Below are 13935 nucleotides of genomic sequence, written 5' to 3'. Positions count from 1 at the left end.
CGTTGTTACGGTGTGTCAGTACCGGCTGACCCGGCGCCGACGGCCCCACATGCTGACGGTGAGAGCCACACCCACCGCGGCGAGCGCGATCTGCAGCAGCAGCTCCCGCCAGTCGATCCAGCCGTTGGTCTCCGCGAAGCCGCCGGCACGGGCGATGGCGGAGCCCAGCAGAGCGGCGACGACACCGATGACCAGCGTCAGCCAGATGGGGATGTTCTGGCGGCCGGGCACGACGAGACGGCCCAGAGCGCCGATGATGAGACCGATAATGAGCGCGGTGATGATCCCACCTGCGGTCATGGCCCTTCCTCCTCCTCGGGGGGTGTGTGACAGCCGCTAAGTTCCCGAGGCGCGGAGAAGCCAAACCGGATCTTTCCTCCGGATGGGAAGTTTATTTCGCCGACAGCAATGAATTGGCCGCGTCGACCAAGGCGGCGTCCATCGTCGAGAACGCCATCTTCGGGGGATCAGCCAAGTCGAACCAGGTCATCTCGGTCGCTTCGGTCGGCTCGAGCCGGATCGCCGCCGGGTCGAGGGTCGCGAAGAAGAAACAGTCCAACACGGGCAGTGACTCGTTCTGGAACTCGTACGTCCCGACGTACATGCCGATGAAGTCCTTGATCTCGACCTCCACGCCGAGCTCCTCGCGGCCCTCGCGGGCGGCGGCGTCCCGCGGGTGCTCGAAGCCGTCGCAGAACCCGCCCGGCGTCTCCCAGAGCCCGGCCATCGGCTCGACGGCCCGGCGCAGCGCCAGGAACCGACCGCCGTCGACCACGATCAGGCTCGCGGTCGGTCGAGCGTTCACATACATCTGGTACGCGCACGCGGGGCACGCCGTCGGCGGCCGGCTGGCCAGTGCCGCGCCGCACCGGGGGCAGAAGGCGGCCGACGGCCCCGCGGCGAGCGGGGACGTCACTTCTTGCCGGCCTTGGCGTCCGCGGGAGTGTCCGACGTGGACAGCGCGGCGATGAAGGCCTCCTGCGGCACCTCGACCCGGCCGACCATCTTCATCCGCTTCTTGCCTTCCTTCTGCTTCTCGAGCAGCTTGCGCTTCCGGGTGATGTCACCGCCGTAGCACTTGGCGAGCACGTCCTTGCGGATCGCCCGGATCGTCTCGCGGGCGATCACCCGGCTGCCGATCGCGGCCTGGATCGGCACCTCGAACTGCTGCCGGGGGATCAGCTTCTGCAGCTTGGCCGCGATGTTGACGCCGTAGGTGTAGGCCTTGTCCTTGTGCACGATCGCGCTGAACGCGTCGACCGGCTCGCCGTGCAGCAGAATGTCGACCTTGACCAGGTCCGCTTTCTGCTCGCCGGAGGGCTCATAGTCGAGGCTGGCGTAGCCCTTGGTGCGGCTCTTCAGCTGGTCGAAGAAGTCGAAGATGATCTCGGCGAGCGGCAGCGTGTAGCGCAGCTCCACCCGGTCGGTCGACAGGTAGTCCATGCCGAGCAGCGACCCCCGCCGGCCCTGGCAGAGCTCCATCACGGCACCGACGTAGTCGTTGGGCGTCAGCACGGTCGCGCGTACGACCGGCTCGTAGACCTCGGCGACCTTGCCGACCGGAAACTCGCTCGGGTTCGTCACCGAGAGTTCCTCGCCGTCGTCCATGATCACGCGGTAGACCACGTTGGGCGCCGTCGAGATCAGGTCCAGGTTGAACTCGCGCTCCAGCCGCTCCCGGATGATCTCCAGGTGCAGCAGGCCGAGGAAGCCGACGCGGAAGCCGAAGCCGAGCGCCGCGGAGGTCTCCGGCTCGTAGACGAGCGCCGCGTCGTTGAGCTTGAGCTTGTCGAGCGCGTCGCGCAGCGCCGGGTAGTCCGAGCCGTCGATCGGGTAGAGGCCCGAGTAGACCATCGGCTTCGGGTCCTTGTAGCCACCGAGCGCCTCGGTCGCCGGCCGCCCGTTGATCGTGACCGTGTCACCGACCCGGGACTGCCGCACGTCCTTCACGCCGGTGATCAGGTAGCCGACCTCGCCGACCGCGAGCCCCGGCGACTTGACCATCTCGGGCGAGATGACGCCGATCTCCAGGAGCTCGTGCGCGGCCCCCGTGGACATCATCTTGATCCGGTCGCGCGCCTCGATCTTTCCGTCGATCACCCGGACGTACGTGACGACGCCGCGGTAGATGTCGTACACCGAGTCGAAGATCATGGCGCGGGCCGGCGCGTCGGCGTTGCCGACCGGCGGCGTGAACTGCCGGACGATCTCGTCGAGCAGGTGCGCCACGCCCTCACCGGTCTTGCCGGACACCCGCAGGCAGTCCTCCGGCCGGCAGCCGATCAGGTGGGCGAGCTCCTCGGCGTACTTCTCCGGCTGGGCCGCCGGCAGGTCGATCTTGTTGAGCACCGGGATGATGTGCAGGTCGTTCTCGAGCGCCAGGTAGAGGTTGGCCAGCGTCTGCGCCTCGATGCCCTGGGCGGCGTCGACGAGCAGGACCGCGCCCTCGCAGGCGGCGAGACTGCGGGACACCTCGTACGTGAAGTCGACGTGCCCAGGTGTGTCGATCATGTTGAGCACGGCGCTCTGGCCGGCCTGGTCACCCTCGCGCACGGTCCACGGCATCCGGACCGCCTGCGACTTGATCGTGATGCCGCGTTCGCGCTCGATGTCCATCCGGTCCAGGTACTGCGCGCGCATCTGCCGCGGGTCGACCACCTCCGTCAGCTGCAGCATCCGGTCGGCCAGCGTCGACTTGCCGTGGTCGATGTGGGCGATGATGCAGAAGTTGCGGATGCGCGCCGGGTCGGTGGCACCAGGCTGGTTGGCGCCGGGGTCGAGCGTCGGTGGCACGGTGGTCCGTTCTGGTCGGCGGTCGTCGAGGTCGCTCTCTATGCTCCCATGTCCAATTGAGTAGGCCGGCAGCACGCGGTCGGGCAGGATGGCCGCCATGCTCGCGACGCCGCCGTTCGCCTACTCCGCGACCGCCGTGCGCCCGTCCTGGGGCGACCTCTCCGCCGACCTGCGGGCCGCGATCGAGGGCCGCCTCGGCTCGCCGGTGGTGGGTGCGGCGGTCGCCGGCGCGGGCTTCACCAGCGGCTTCGCCGGGCTGCTGACCACCGCCGCCGGGGACCGGGTCTTCGTCAAGGCCGCCCGCTCCGCGGACCAACGGCACCTCTGCGACTGGTACGCCCACGAGGCGCTGGTCACCGCCGCCCTCCCGCCGTCGGTGCGGGCGCCGCGGCCGCTCTGGACGCTGGCCACCCCGGACTTCTTCGTCCTGTGCGCGGAGGCCGTCGAGGGCCGCACCCCGGCGCTGCCGTGGCAGCCGGCCGAGCTGACCGCGACCCTCGACGCCTGGTCGACGGCGGCGGCCGCGCTGGCCGACCCACCGCCGGCGCTGCTCGACCTGCGCCTACCCGCCCTGGCCCCGATGATCGCGGACGAGTTCGGCGGCTGGCGCTGGATGGCCGACGGCAAGGTCCCGCTCCCACCGTCGGCGTCCGCGGCGCGCGACCTCCTGCCGGCCCTGGCCGCACTGGAATCGGGCGCGGCGGCGCTCGTCACGACCGCCGGCCCGGAGCTGACCCACTGCGACCTGCGCCTCGACAACGTCATCATCGACCCGGACGGCCGGGCCTGGATCGTCGACTGGAACTGGCTCTGCCACGGCCCGGCCTGGTTCGACACGGCGGTCCTGCTCATCACCGCCTACGCCGGCGGTCTCGACGCGGACCAACTCTGGTCTAGCCACCCGACCGCGACCGACGCCCCGCCCGGCGCCCTGGACGGCGCCCTGGCCGCCCTGTCGGGCTATTTCCTGACGCGCGGCGCGGCTCCCCTCAACGACGCGGCCCCGACGGTCCGCGCCCACCAGACCTGGCACGGCGAGGTGGCGCTGACCTGGCTCGCCGCCCGCCAGGGCTGGGATCTCACCCTCTGACCCGCGGCGCCGGGTCGGCGGTGGGCCTCTCCTGGAGCCGACATGCTCCGGCATGTACGCACACGCCGAAGCGTGTCGACCCGAACAGACACTCTTTACGGCCTCCGACCCGCCCGTGAGTCCGGCCCAACGGCCGTGATAGCCCCGAGACGTCACGAGAGTTCGCTTTGACCGAAATACGGTGATTCCTTGCTCTGCAGCCATACACGCAACGCTCAGGCACGAAGGTGTTGCGTATATGGCTGCAGAGCAAGGAGGGAGCGGCGGCGCAGGCCGCGGGGGTGACGTGGTTTGACCTTGACACCGTGACAAGGCCTTCACTGGAGCCCGGAGGTGGTTGTCATGGGCATGGCGGCGGACGACATCGCGCGGGCCGGCAAGGCGTTGGGGAGCGACGACGCGGCGGTGCGGTTGCGGGCGGCGTTGGCCGTCGGGACCACGCCGGACGCGCGGCTGGTCGACGTGCTCGTCGCGCGGTGTGCGGTCGAGCCCGAGTTCTCCGTGCGGGAGATGTTGACCTGGGCGCTCACCCGCCTGCCGCCCGCGGTCACCGTTCCCAGGCTGGTCGCCGAACTGCGGTCCGGGACGGCGCAGGCGCGCAGTCAGGCCCTGCACACGCTGTCGAAGATCGGGGACCCGGAGGCGTGGCCGGCGATCACCCCGGCGCTGCTCGCCGACGTCGACGACGAGGTGGCGCGGGCCGCGTGGCGGGCGGCGGTCGCCCTCGTACCGGACGGCGACGAGCCCGCCCTGGCCGCCCAGCTCGCGGCCCAGCTCGGCCGCGGCGGGCCACCGACCCAGCTGAGCCTCAGCCGGGCACTGGTCGCGCTCGGCGAGGCCGGCGCACCAGCGGTAAAGGCCGCGGCGGACAACCCGGACCCTCGCGTGCGGAGGCACGCCCACGCCACCGAGCGGCTGACCACTGACCCCGACGCCGGGTTCGAGTTGGCGATCGAGGAGGCGAAGCGGATCGTGGCACTGGGTGGCACCAGCTAGGAGGGGCCGTGTTGATCGGCGACGTGGCGCGGCGGTCCGGGGTGAGCGCTCGCATGCTCAGGCACTACGACTCGCTCGGGCTGGTGCGGCCGACGGGCCGGACCGTCGGGGGCTACCGGGAGTACTCCGGCGCGGACATCGCGCGGATCTTCCACATCGAGAGCCTTCGGTCGTTGGGACTGTCGTTGCGGGAGGTCAAGCGCGCGCTCGACGATCCCGGGTTCACCCCCGCCGAGCTGGTCGACGACCTCATCGCGCAGACCAGACAGCGGATCGCTGCGCTGGGCGCTCGCGCGCGCCGGCGACCGCGCGTTGCCCCTGCTCGCCGACGGCCTCGAAGCGCCCACGGCCGAGGTCCGGATGCGCGCTGCCCAGTGCGTCGCCGAGATCGACGGCGACGCCGCCACCGCGCTGCTGCGGGAAGCGCTCGACGACGACGCGGTCCGCCGGCTCGCCGCCCTGGCGCTCGGCGCCCGCGGCGTCGCCGAGGCGGCCCCGCCGCTGATCGAGATGATCGTCGACGGCGAGTCCGACGCCGACGCCGCCGATGCGCTGCGCGCGCTGGCGGCCGACCCCGCGCTGGCGGACGGGATCGCCAGCGCGCTCGTGGACCGCCTCGCCGATGGCACCCCGGCCGCCCGGCAGCGGCTGACGCAGGCCCTCGCGGACATCCCGGGCCGCACCGCGCGCCGCGCGATCGAGACACTGGAGCAGGACGACGACCGGGCCGTCGCCCTCACCGCGGCCTACGTAAGGGGCCGTTTTGGCCCGTCAATGGAGTGACTGGTAGTCTGGTTTTTCGCGTGTGGCGAGGTTCGCCTGCGCCCCATTCAACCAACCAGGAGCAGGACGAGGCTGTCGCGTGGCGAACATCAAGTCCCAGATCAAGCGCAACCGGCAGAACGAGAAGCGCCGGCTGCGTAACAAGTCGGTCAAGTCGTCGCTGAAGACCGCGATCCGCAAGTTCCACGAGGCCACCGCGGCCGGCGACACCGAGCAGGCGACCGTGCTGATGCGCGAGGCGTCGCGCAAGCTCGACAAGGCCGTGAGCAAGGGCGTCATCCACAAGAACCAGGCGGCCAACCGCAAGTCGGCCATCGCCAAGAAGCTCAACGTCCCCGCTGCCTGACGCGCGCGGAACAACGGAGGGTCGGCCGCGATCATCGCGGACCGGCCCTCGTTGCGTAGCCTGGCTCGCATGACAGGGCGCGTTCTCTCGGTCAACATCGGCAGCCGCACAATCACCGACTACGCCGACGGGCCGGGTGGGCAGACCGGCATCGACAAGCAGCCGACCATCGACCGGGTCACGGTCTCGGACCAGGGCGTCGACGGCGACTACATCGGCAACCGCCGGGTCCACGGCGGCACCGACCAGGCGGTCTACGCGTACGCCGTCGAAGACGCACGGTGGTGGGCCACCGAACTGGGTCGCCCGCTCGGCGCCGGCGCCTTCGGCGAGAACCTCACCACCAGCGGCGTCGACGTCACCGGCGCGGTCATCGGCGAGCGGTGGGCCATCGGCGACGCCGTCCTGCAGGTCACCAAGCCCCGCGAACCCTGCATGACCTTCGCCGGCTTCTGGGGCATCCCCGACCTGATCAAGCGGTTCACCGTCCACGGGGCACCCGGCGCCTACTTCCGCGTGCTGACGCCGGGGCAGGTCGGCGCGGACGACACCATCGAGGTCGTCCACCGCCCCGACCACGGCGTGACGATCGGCGAGACCTTCCGCGCCTTCAACGGCCAGCCGGAACTGCTGCCGAACCTCCTCAAGGCCGACGACCTGCCGGAGCGCATGCTGGCCAAGATCCGCCGTCGCGTCGGCGTCCAGAAATGAGAAAGCCCGGCCCCCGAACAAAGGGGCCGGGCTTCCGAAAAGAGATCAGCGCAGCCAGGGGATGTTGCGGTCGAGCAGACCCCGGGTCTTGAGCTCCTTGCGCAGCGGGATCTCGTCGTCGATGTAGCCGTCCCAGTTGATGCCCCAGTAGTTGGCCGTGTGGGTGCCCTCACCCAGCAGCTGGCGCTGCACCGGGGTGCGGTTGCGGTACCACTCCGACTCCTTGTCGACGTGCAGCTCGTCGAGCGGGCGGATCCACCGGTACGTGTAACCGACGAACAGCATCTTGCGCGTGATGGTCGACAGGTTCGTCGAGCGCGAGTGCCACTGGCGGCGGTCGAAGATGAACGCGTCGCCGGGGTTCGCGGTGATCTCGACGGTGCCCTCGGGGTCCGGGTTCTGCACCGTCAGGTCGGCCGGGCGGGGCAGCGAGTTCCACAGGTGGCTGCCCGGGATGACCTTGGTCGCGCCGCGGCCGTTCTCGGAGAGGTCCGACAGGACGTACGCCACCTTCAGCGAGAACATCGGCCGGGGGACGTTGGGGTCCATCGTCTCCGGGTCGGAGTTCTGCCGGTAGCCGTCCTGGTGCCAGCCCCAGTAGGGCTTCTCCGGCTCGGCGGCGGGCGGGGTGACGTCGAGGTGGTTGTGGTGCGTGTAGATGTTCCAGCCGGCGAGGCCCCACATGTAGGGGAACGCGATCGGGTGGGTCAGCAGCTCGCCGAAGAGCTCGTCGCGGTCGAGGAAGCCCAGCAGGTGCAGCGTGCCGTCCTTGGTGGTCCGGCCGGCGGCCTTCTCCTCCGCGTACACCCGGTCGACCGCCTCTTCGAGGGCGGCGCGGTGGTCCTCGGTCAGGACGTTGCGCAGCAGCATGAAGCCCTGCTCGTGGAACTCCTTGCGGTCGACCTCGCTGATCGGCTCGTAGCCCGTGCGGCCTCCGTAGTCGAACACGTGCAATTCCTCCCCGTGACGTCACTGGGGCCGTCACTTCGACCGTCGGTTCGGGCCTGGGCGGCCCCGGATACACGACGCGAATCCGAACGGATTTCGCGCACCCCGGCGATGCTAGAGGCGATTGCCATGCCGGAAAGACTCCGATCGGCCGAAGATCGACGGCGATCGGCGGATCGGCACGATATGGAGGGGGATCACTACACGGGGGAGTCTTAGGTCGCCCTAAATGCCGACAAAGCAGTCACAAGATCATACAGAAAGTGAGATAAAACTCATCCCGGGTACGCGAGCGCGGCGCGCGGCCGGACCACCGCGCTGACGGCCAGCAGCACGCAGCCCGCCGCCGCCAGCCCGGCGCAGACCAGCAACGCCGGCCGATAGCCCAGCGTCTGCGCGGTCGCCCCGGCCAGCACGCCCGACACCAGCGAACCGACGGTGAGCGTGTTGGCGTAGAGCGCGGTCGTCCGTCCGGTGGCCCCGGGCGCCAGGTCCTGCACGTAGGTGATGCCGAGCGCCCCGACGACGGCGAGCGCCACGCCGCGCGCCACCTGCGTGGCGATCAGCAGCGGCATCGTGGCGCTGGCGGAGACGAGCACGAAGTAGCCGGCGAAGAGCACCATGCCGGCCACGATGATGGCGCGGACCGGGCTCCGCGCCGGCAGCAGCATGGTCGCGAGCGCGGCCGGGACCTCCACGATCGCGCACACGCTGAACAGCAGCCCGACCGCGGAGTCGGACTGGTGCAGCGTGCGGGTGACGTAGAGCGGCAGCACCACCGAACCGGCCAGCATCGCGGTGTGGAAGAGCGTGAAGCTGCCGGCCGCGAGCAGCAGCGGGCGTGACAACCGCCCGCCGTCCGCGGCCGGCTCGGCCGGTGGCAGCGGGGCCGGCGTCCGCCCGAGCAGCGCCAGCGGCACCGCCACCAGCCCGAAAGCGGCCGCGGTGACCACCATCAGCAGGTCGTAGCCGCCCAGCGCGAGCATGGCCGCCCCGACCATCGGCCCGACCGCCCAGGCCAGTGACCACACCGACCGCAGCGCCGGCGTGCCCCGCCGCACCGCCGCGCCGCCGGTCCGGTCGAGATGGGTCCGGGCGAGCGTGAAAACCTGCGGGAAGGCGGCCATCCCGGCGCCCAGCAGGCCGACCCCGACGAGCAGCAGCAACGGGTACGCGCTGGTGGTGGTCAGCGCCAGGTAGCCCACCGCCGGCGCGACGACCGCGACCAGCGCCGGCCAGCGGCTCGCCGACCGGTCGTAGCGGCGACCGAGCCAGGTGCTGACGGCCAGCCCGCTCAGCGAGACCAGCGACATGAAGATCCCGACCCGCAGGGGCGACAGGCCGGCCTCGTCGGCGCCGAACAGCACGAGGTAGGGCCCGATCATCGAGTCGGCGATGCCGAGCGCCAGCACGCTGAACAACAGGGGCAGGAACGCGGACCGGCGGGGCATGGGGCTCTCGCTACCCCGCGGCGGTGGCTCTCACGCGTCGCCGAAGACCTCGGCCTGCACCTGGTTGGCGCCGACGCCGTCGGCCGACGACCAGCGGCCGCCGTCGGCCGACCACTCCATGCCCGCGAACCGGACCGTCTTGACGCCGTGGTCGGTGGCGTGCGAGACGAGCCAGTGCGCGTAGCGCCAGCCGGCCGTCGCGTCGCCCGCGGCCACCGCGAAGCCGGCCCCGGCCGGCACCGTCTCGACCTTGCCCCAGTCGAGGTTGAGCACCTTGGTCAACGACGTCGCCGCCAGGGCCCCGCGCATCAGCGGCTCGCCCGGCACCGTGCAGGCGACCGCGCCGGTGGCCTTGCCGAGCAGCGCCGCGGCCAGCACCGACGCCTCGTCGGCCCACTTCTCGTAGGCCTCCGGGAACGCCGACCGCTGCACCGCCTGGGCCGCGTCGGTGACCCGCATGTCCTGCCAGCCGCGCACCTTCTTGAGGCCCGTGTAGAACCGGCCGGCCGAGTAGCGCGGGTCGCGGATCTGCTCCGGCGTGCCCCAGCCCTGGCTCGGCCGTTGCTGGAACAGCCCGAGCGAGTCGCGGTCGCCGCCGGGCAGGTTCTCCAGCTTGGACTCCTGGAGCGCCGTCGCCAGCGCCACCACCACACCGCGCTCCGGCACGCTGCGGCGTACGCCGACCGCCGTGATCGTGGCGGCGTTGGCCATCTGCGCCGCGTCGAGGGTGACCGGCGGGCTGTCGTCGCCGGCCTGCACCGTGCAGTCCCGCGAGGGCGCCGGCAGCGTGATGGACGGCGCCTTGAAGTCCTGTTGGCTCAGCCAGACGGCGAACGCCGCCACCAGGAAGAGCGCGACGATCCCGACAACGACGCCACGACCTCGCACCGACACCTCCATGCACGTTTGTGGCACAGGTTACGACGGCGGTGCGACAGCGGGGAACTATCCCGGTATCCAGGCCGGGTCGCGCTTCTCCCGAAACGCGGTGACGCCCTCGCGACCCTCCTCCGAGAGGAAGTAGCCGACCGACCGCGCGCCGAGCTCGGCCGCGTCCTCCGCCACCGACGCCAGCGGCGTGCGGGCCAGCAGCTCCTTGGTGCCGGCCAGCGCGCCCGGCGCGCCCCGCACCAGGGCCGCGCAGTAGGAGCGCACGGTCGCGTCCAGCTCCGTGGCGCCGACCGACGCGGTGACCAGCCCGATCGCGGCGGCCCGGGTCCCGTCGAACAGCTCACCGGTCAGGTAGAGCTCCTGCGCCGCCCGCGGCGCCAGCCGGCGGAGCACGGTCGACGAGATCACCGCCGGGATCACCCCGAGCCGCACCTCGGTGAACGCGAACGTGGCCTCGTTGGCGCAGACCGCGATGTCGGCCGCGGCGATCAGCCCCAGCCCGCCGGCCCGGGCCGGACCGCCGATCCGCGCGACGACCGGCTTCGGGCACTCGACCACGGCGGCCAGCACGTCGCCGAGCATGCCGACGGGGACCTGGCCGGACGCGTACGCCGCGGCGGTCTCCTTGAGGTCCGCTCCGGAGCAGAACACCGGGCCCGTGTGTGACAGCGCCACCACCCGCACCGCCGGGTCGGCGACGGCCGCGGCCAGCCCGTCCAGCAGCTCCGTCATCAGCGGCGTGGACAGCGCGTTGCGGTTGTGCGGGCTGTCCAGGGTGAGGGTGGTTACCCCGCGGTCGGTGTCGATCCGGACAAGAGTCATGGGGCGCACACTAGTGGCATGCCCGGCCCACTTCCCGACGGCGAACCGGTGCCGTCCGACGGCGCGTTGCCCGCGTCCGCCCTGCGCACGGTCGGTGCGCGCGGCTTCGGCGTCTACGTGCACGTGCCGTTCTGCTCGTCGCGCTGCGGCTACTGCGACTTCAACACGTACGCGCCGGGCGACCTGCCCGGCTGGCGCACCGAGGGCTACGCCGACACGGTGCTGGCCGAGCTCGAGCTGGCGGCCCGGACGCTGGGCGCCGCGCCGGCCGTCGACACGGTCTTCGTCGGCGGCGGCACGCCCACGCTGCTGCCGGCCGACGACCTGGCCCGGATCATCGAGGGGATCGACAAGATCTGGGGGCTCGCGCCGGACGCCGAGGTGACCACCGAGGCCAACCCGGAGTCGGTCACGCCGGAGAGCCTGCGGGCGCTGCGGGCGGCCGGCTACACGCGGATCTCGCTGGGCATGCAGTCGGCCGCGCCGGGCGTGCTGCGGGTGCTCGACCGCCGGCACTCACCGGGCCGGGCGGCGCAGGCCGCGAGCGAGGCCCGGGCGGCCGGCTTCGACCACGTCAACCTCGACCTGATCTACGGGACGCCGGGGGAGACCGCCGACGACTTCGCCGCCTCGCTGGCCATCGCGATCGGGGCCGGTGTCGACCACGTCAGCGCGTACGCCCTGATCGTCGAGGACGGCACCCGGCTGGCCGCGCGGATCCGCCGGGGCGAGCTGCCGCACCCGTCCGACGACGTGGCCGCCGACCGCTACCTGGCCGCCGATGCGGCGCTGACCGCGGCCGGCTTCGACTGGTACGAGGTGTCGAACTGGGCCACCACGCCGGCCGGTCGGTGCCGGCACAACCTGCTCTACTGGACCGGCGGCGACTGGTGGGGCGTCGGGCCGGGCGCGCACAGCCACGTCGGCGGCGTGCGGTGGTGGAACGTCAAACACCCGGCGGCGTACGCCCAGCGCCTCGCCGACGGCCGCTCGCCGGGTGCGGGCCGGGAGGTGCTGACGGCGCAGGACCGGCACGTCGAGGACGTGATGCTGCGGCTGCGGCTGGCCAGCGGGCTGCCGCTGGACGTGCTCGACGCGGCCGGACGCGCGGACGCGGAGCGGGCCCGGACGGACGGCCTGCTGGAGGTCGTCGACGGCGCGGCGGTGCTGACCCTGCGCGGCCGGCTGCTCGCCGACGCGGTGGTCCGCGACCTGCTGCCGTAGCCGGGGGCCACCGAGTCGGCAGCCCCCGGCCGCGGAACTACTTGATCAGGCTCATGCTCAGCGGGTAGCGGTAGAGCTGGCCCTCGTTGGCCTTGACGCCCGCGATGATGCCGAAAATTATGGCGATCAGCATCGCGATCGGCGCGATGATGAAGCCGATGATCAGGCAGGCCGTGGCCCAGCCGATGATCGCGACGATCGACCAGACGATCTGGAAGTTGAGCGCCGCGACGGCGTGGGCCCGGACGGTCGGGGAGACGCTGCCCTTGGCCAGCATGGACACCAGCGGGGCGACCCAGCCGAGCGTGCCGCCGCTGATGAACGCGAGCAGCGCGCCGCCGAGGTGGGCGACCAGCGCCCAGGTCTTCTCCTCGCCGTTGGCGAAGCCCGCGGGCTGGCCGTAGCCGCCGGGCTGGCCGTAGGCACCGGGCGGGTAGCCGCCGGCCGGCGGGTAACCGCCGCCCTGCGGCGGATAGCCCCCGCCCTGCGGCGGGTAGCCCTCACCCTGCGGCGGATAGCCGCCACCGGGCGGTGGGTAGCCACCGGCGGGCGGGTAGGCACCGCCACCGGAGGTGGGCGGCGGGTAACCCCCGCCGCCCGAGGTCGGCTGGTAAGGGGGCGGCGCAGCGGTCGGGTCGGAGTGACCCTCACCGGGTGGCCGGGGTGGCTCAGTCATGCCCGACACCGTAGGGGTATCGATCAACCCGCGCCAGATGCGACTTCTGACTTGTTCTGGACAGCTTGGCCACGGCAAACAGCGATCATCGCCAGGTGGGTGGGTGCGTCGTAGACTGGCACTCGCTACAGTCGAGTGCCAGATGGCAGGAGGGGGTGACGCATGGCTCTCGATGACCGCAAGCTCGACGTGCTGCGGGCGATCGTCGAGGACTACGTCGCCACCCAGGAGCCGGTCGGCAGCAAGGCCCTCGTGGAGCGGCACCAACTGGGCGTCTCACCGGCCACCGTGCGCAACGACATGGCGGTGCTCGAGGAGGAGGGCTACATCCGGCAGCCGCACACCAGTGCCGGCCGCGTGCCCACCGACCGCGGCTACCGGCTGTTCGTCGACCGGCTGTCGACGGTCAAGCCGTTGAGCCCGGCCGAGCGGCGCGCGATCGAGCGGTTCCTGGTCGGCGCCGTCGACCTCGACGACGTGGTGCACCGCACGGTCCGCCTGCTGGCCCAGCTCACCCGCCAGGTCGCCGTCGTGCAATACCCGAGCCTGGCCCGATCGACGGTGCGCCACCTGGAGCTGGTGCCGATCTCCACCACCCGGCTCATGGTGGTGATGATCGCCAACACCGGCCGGGTCGAGCAGCGCGTGGTCGACCTGCCCGCGCCGATCGACGAGGCGACCGTCACCACGCTGCGCCGGTTGACCAACGAGAAGCTCTGCGGCTGCAAGCTTTCCGACACGCCTCCACTGGTGCAGGCGCTGGTCGACGAGTCGTCACCGGAGCTGCGGGCCGCCACCGTGGCGCTGTCCACGGTGCTGCTGGAGACGCTGGTCGAGCGGCACGAGGAGCGGGTGGCGCTGGCCGGCACGGCCAACCTGACCCGTGGCGGCCTGCTCGACTTCCAGGGCTCGCTGCGCCCGATCCTCGAAGCGCTGGAGGAAGAGGTCATCCTGCTCAAGCTGATCGGCGAGGTCGAGCCGATCACCCGGGTGCGGATCGGCGACGAGAACGAGATCGACAACCTGCGGGCGACGTCGATCGTCAGCACCGGCTACGGCCCCGGTGTCACCATCGTGGGTGGCCTGGGTGTGCTCGGGCCCACCCGGATGGACTACCCCGGCACCATCGCCACCGTGCGCGCCGTGGCACGCTACGTAGGCGAGATGCTGGGCCAGAACTGACCCCCACCTGATCACGGCGCCG

14 protein-coding genes and 1 pseudogene are annotated in these 13935 nt (G+C 71.7%); 7 read left to right on the top strand and 8 right to left on the bottom strand.

Annotated elements, in window-relative coordinates:
* Positions 1 to 15: 15 nt before the first annotated feature.
* The 3 genes from O7635_RS37765 to lepA all read right to left on the bottom strand — a co-directional run bounded on the left by O7635_RS37765 (position 16) and on the right by lepA (position 2793).
* The gene (locus O7635_RS37765; RefSeq protein WP_278085275.1) at positions 16 to 300 is read right to left on the bottom strand and encodes a GlsB/YeaQ/YmgE family stress response membrane protein; all 285 of its coding nucleotides are present in this window, start codon (positions 298 to 300) and stop codon (positions 16 to 18) included.
* Between the two features lie 91 nt (positions 301 to 391).
* Positions 392 to 805 (bottom strand): NUDIX domain-containing protein, encoded by a 414-nt coding sequence (locus tag O7635_RS37760; protein WP_278085274.1) that lies wholly within the window; start codon positions 803 to 805, stop codon positions 392 to 394.
* Between the two features lie 107 nt (positions 806 to 912).
* Entirely contained in the window at positions 913 to 2793 is a 1881-nt protein-coding gene (gene lepA / locus O7635_RS37755; RefSeq protein WP_278085683.1) for a translation elongation factor 4, read from the bottom strand.
* Between the two features lie 97 nt (positions 2794 to 2890).
* Between lepA and O7635_RS37750 the strand changes: the two genes are divergently transcribed.
* The 5 genes and pseudogenes from O7635_RS37750 to O7635_RS37730 all read left to right on the top strand — a co-directional run bounded on the left by O7635_RS37750 (position 2891) and on the right by O7635_RS37730 (position 6719).
* Complete coding sequence (locus O7635_RS37750; RefSeq protein WP_278085273.1) at positions 2891 to 3883, top strand: phosphotransferase; 993 nt, start codon at positions 2891 to 2893, stop codon at positions 3881 to 3883.
* A gap of 342 nt (positions 3884 to 4225) precedes the next feature.
* A complete protein-coding gene (locus O7635_RS37745) occupies positions 4226 to 4879 on the top strand; it encodes a HEAT repeat domain-containing protein (protein WP_278085272.1) in 654 nt (217 codons plus the stop codon).
* Positions 4880 to 4887: 8 nt separating this feature from the next.
* Positions 4888 to 5662, top strand: a pseudogene (locus tag O7635_RS37740) (MerR family transcriptional regulator).
* Between the two features lie 79 nt (positions 5663 to 5741).
* The gene (gene rpsT, locus O7635_RS37735; protein WP_278085271.1) at positions 5742 to 6008 is read left to right on the top strand and encodes a 30S ribosomal protein S20; all 267 of its coding nucleotides are present in this window, start codon (positions 5742 to 5744) and stop codon (positions 6006 to 6008) included.
* A 69-nt stretch (positions 6009 to 6077) separates the two neighbouring features.
* Entirely contained in the window at positions 6078 to 6719 is a 642-nt protein-coding gene (locus tag O7635_RS37730) for an MOSC domain-containing protein (RefSeq protein WP_278085270.1), read from the top strand.
* Positions 6720 to 6764: 45 nt separating this feature from the next.
* Here O7635_RS37730 and O7635_RS37725 read toward each other — a convergent pair whose 3' ends face one another.
* The 4 genes from O7635_RS37725 to O7635_RS37710 all read right to left on the bottom strand — a co-directional run bounded on the left by O7635_RS37725 (position 6765) and on the right by O7635_RS37710 (position 10831).
* Positions 6765 to 7667, bottom strand: a complete 903-nt coding sequence (locus O7635_RS37725) for a phytanoyl-CoA dioxygenase family protein (protein ID WP_278085269.1) — start codon at positions 7665 to 7667, stop codon at positions 6765 to 6767.
* 275 nt (positions 7668 to 7942) lie between these two features.
* Complete coding sequence (locus O7635_RS37720; protein ID WP_278085268.1) at positions 7943 to 9118, bottom strand: MFS transporter; 1176 nt, start codon at positions 9116 to 9118, stop codon at positions 7943 to 7945.
* Positions 9119 to 9148: 30 nt separating this feature from the next.
* Positions 9149 to 10006, bottom strand: coding sequence for a hypothetical protein (locus tag O7635_RS37715; protein ID WP_278085267.1), 858 nt, complete (start codon positions 10004 to 10006; stop codon positions 9149 to 9151).
* A 57-nt stretch (positions 10007 to 10063) separates the two neighbouring features.
* Positions 10064 to 10831, bottom strand: a complete 768-nt coding sequence (locus O7635_RS37710) for an enoyl-CoA hydratase family protein (protein WP_278085266.1) — start codon at positions 10829 to 10831, stop codon at positions 10064 to 10066.
* A gap of 18 nt (positions 10832 to 10849) precedes the next feature.
* Here O7635_RS37710 and hemW point away from each other — a divergent pair, with 18 nt between their 5' ends.
* Entirely contained in the window at positions 10850 to 12055 is a 1206-nt protein-coding gene (gene hemW, locus O7635_RS37705) for a radical SAM family heme chaperone HemW (protein WP_278085265.1), read from the top strand.
* Positions 12056 to 12092: 37 nt separating this feature from the next.
* Here hemW and O7635_RS37700 read toward each other — a convergent pair whose 3' ends face one another.
* Complete coding sequence (locus O7635_RS37700; protein ID WP_278085264.1) at positions 12093 to 12731, bottom strand: DUF4870 domain-containing protein; 639 nt, start codon at positions 12729 to 12731, stop codon at positions 12093 to 12095.
* 162 nt (positions 12732 to 12893) lie between these two features.
* Between O7635_RS37700 and hrcA the strand changes: the two genes are divergently transcribed.
* The gene (hrcA, locus tag O7635_RS37695; RefSeq protein WP_278085263.1) at positions 12894 to 13913 is read left to right on the top strand and encodes a heat-inducible transcriptional repressor HrcA; all 1020 of its coding nucleotides are present in this window, start codon (positions 12894 to 12896) and stop codon (positions 13911 to 13913) included.
* The last annotated feature ends 22 nt before the right edge of the window (positions 13914 to 13935 follow it).

The sequence above is a fragment of the Asanoa sp. WMMD1127 genome (assembly GCF_029626225.1).
GTDB lineage: Bacteria > Actinomycetota > Actinomycetes > Mycobacteriales > Micromonosporaceae > Asanoa.
Note: the sequence above shows the minus strand (reverse complement) of the source record. Positions and strands in the feature narration are given on the sequence as shown.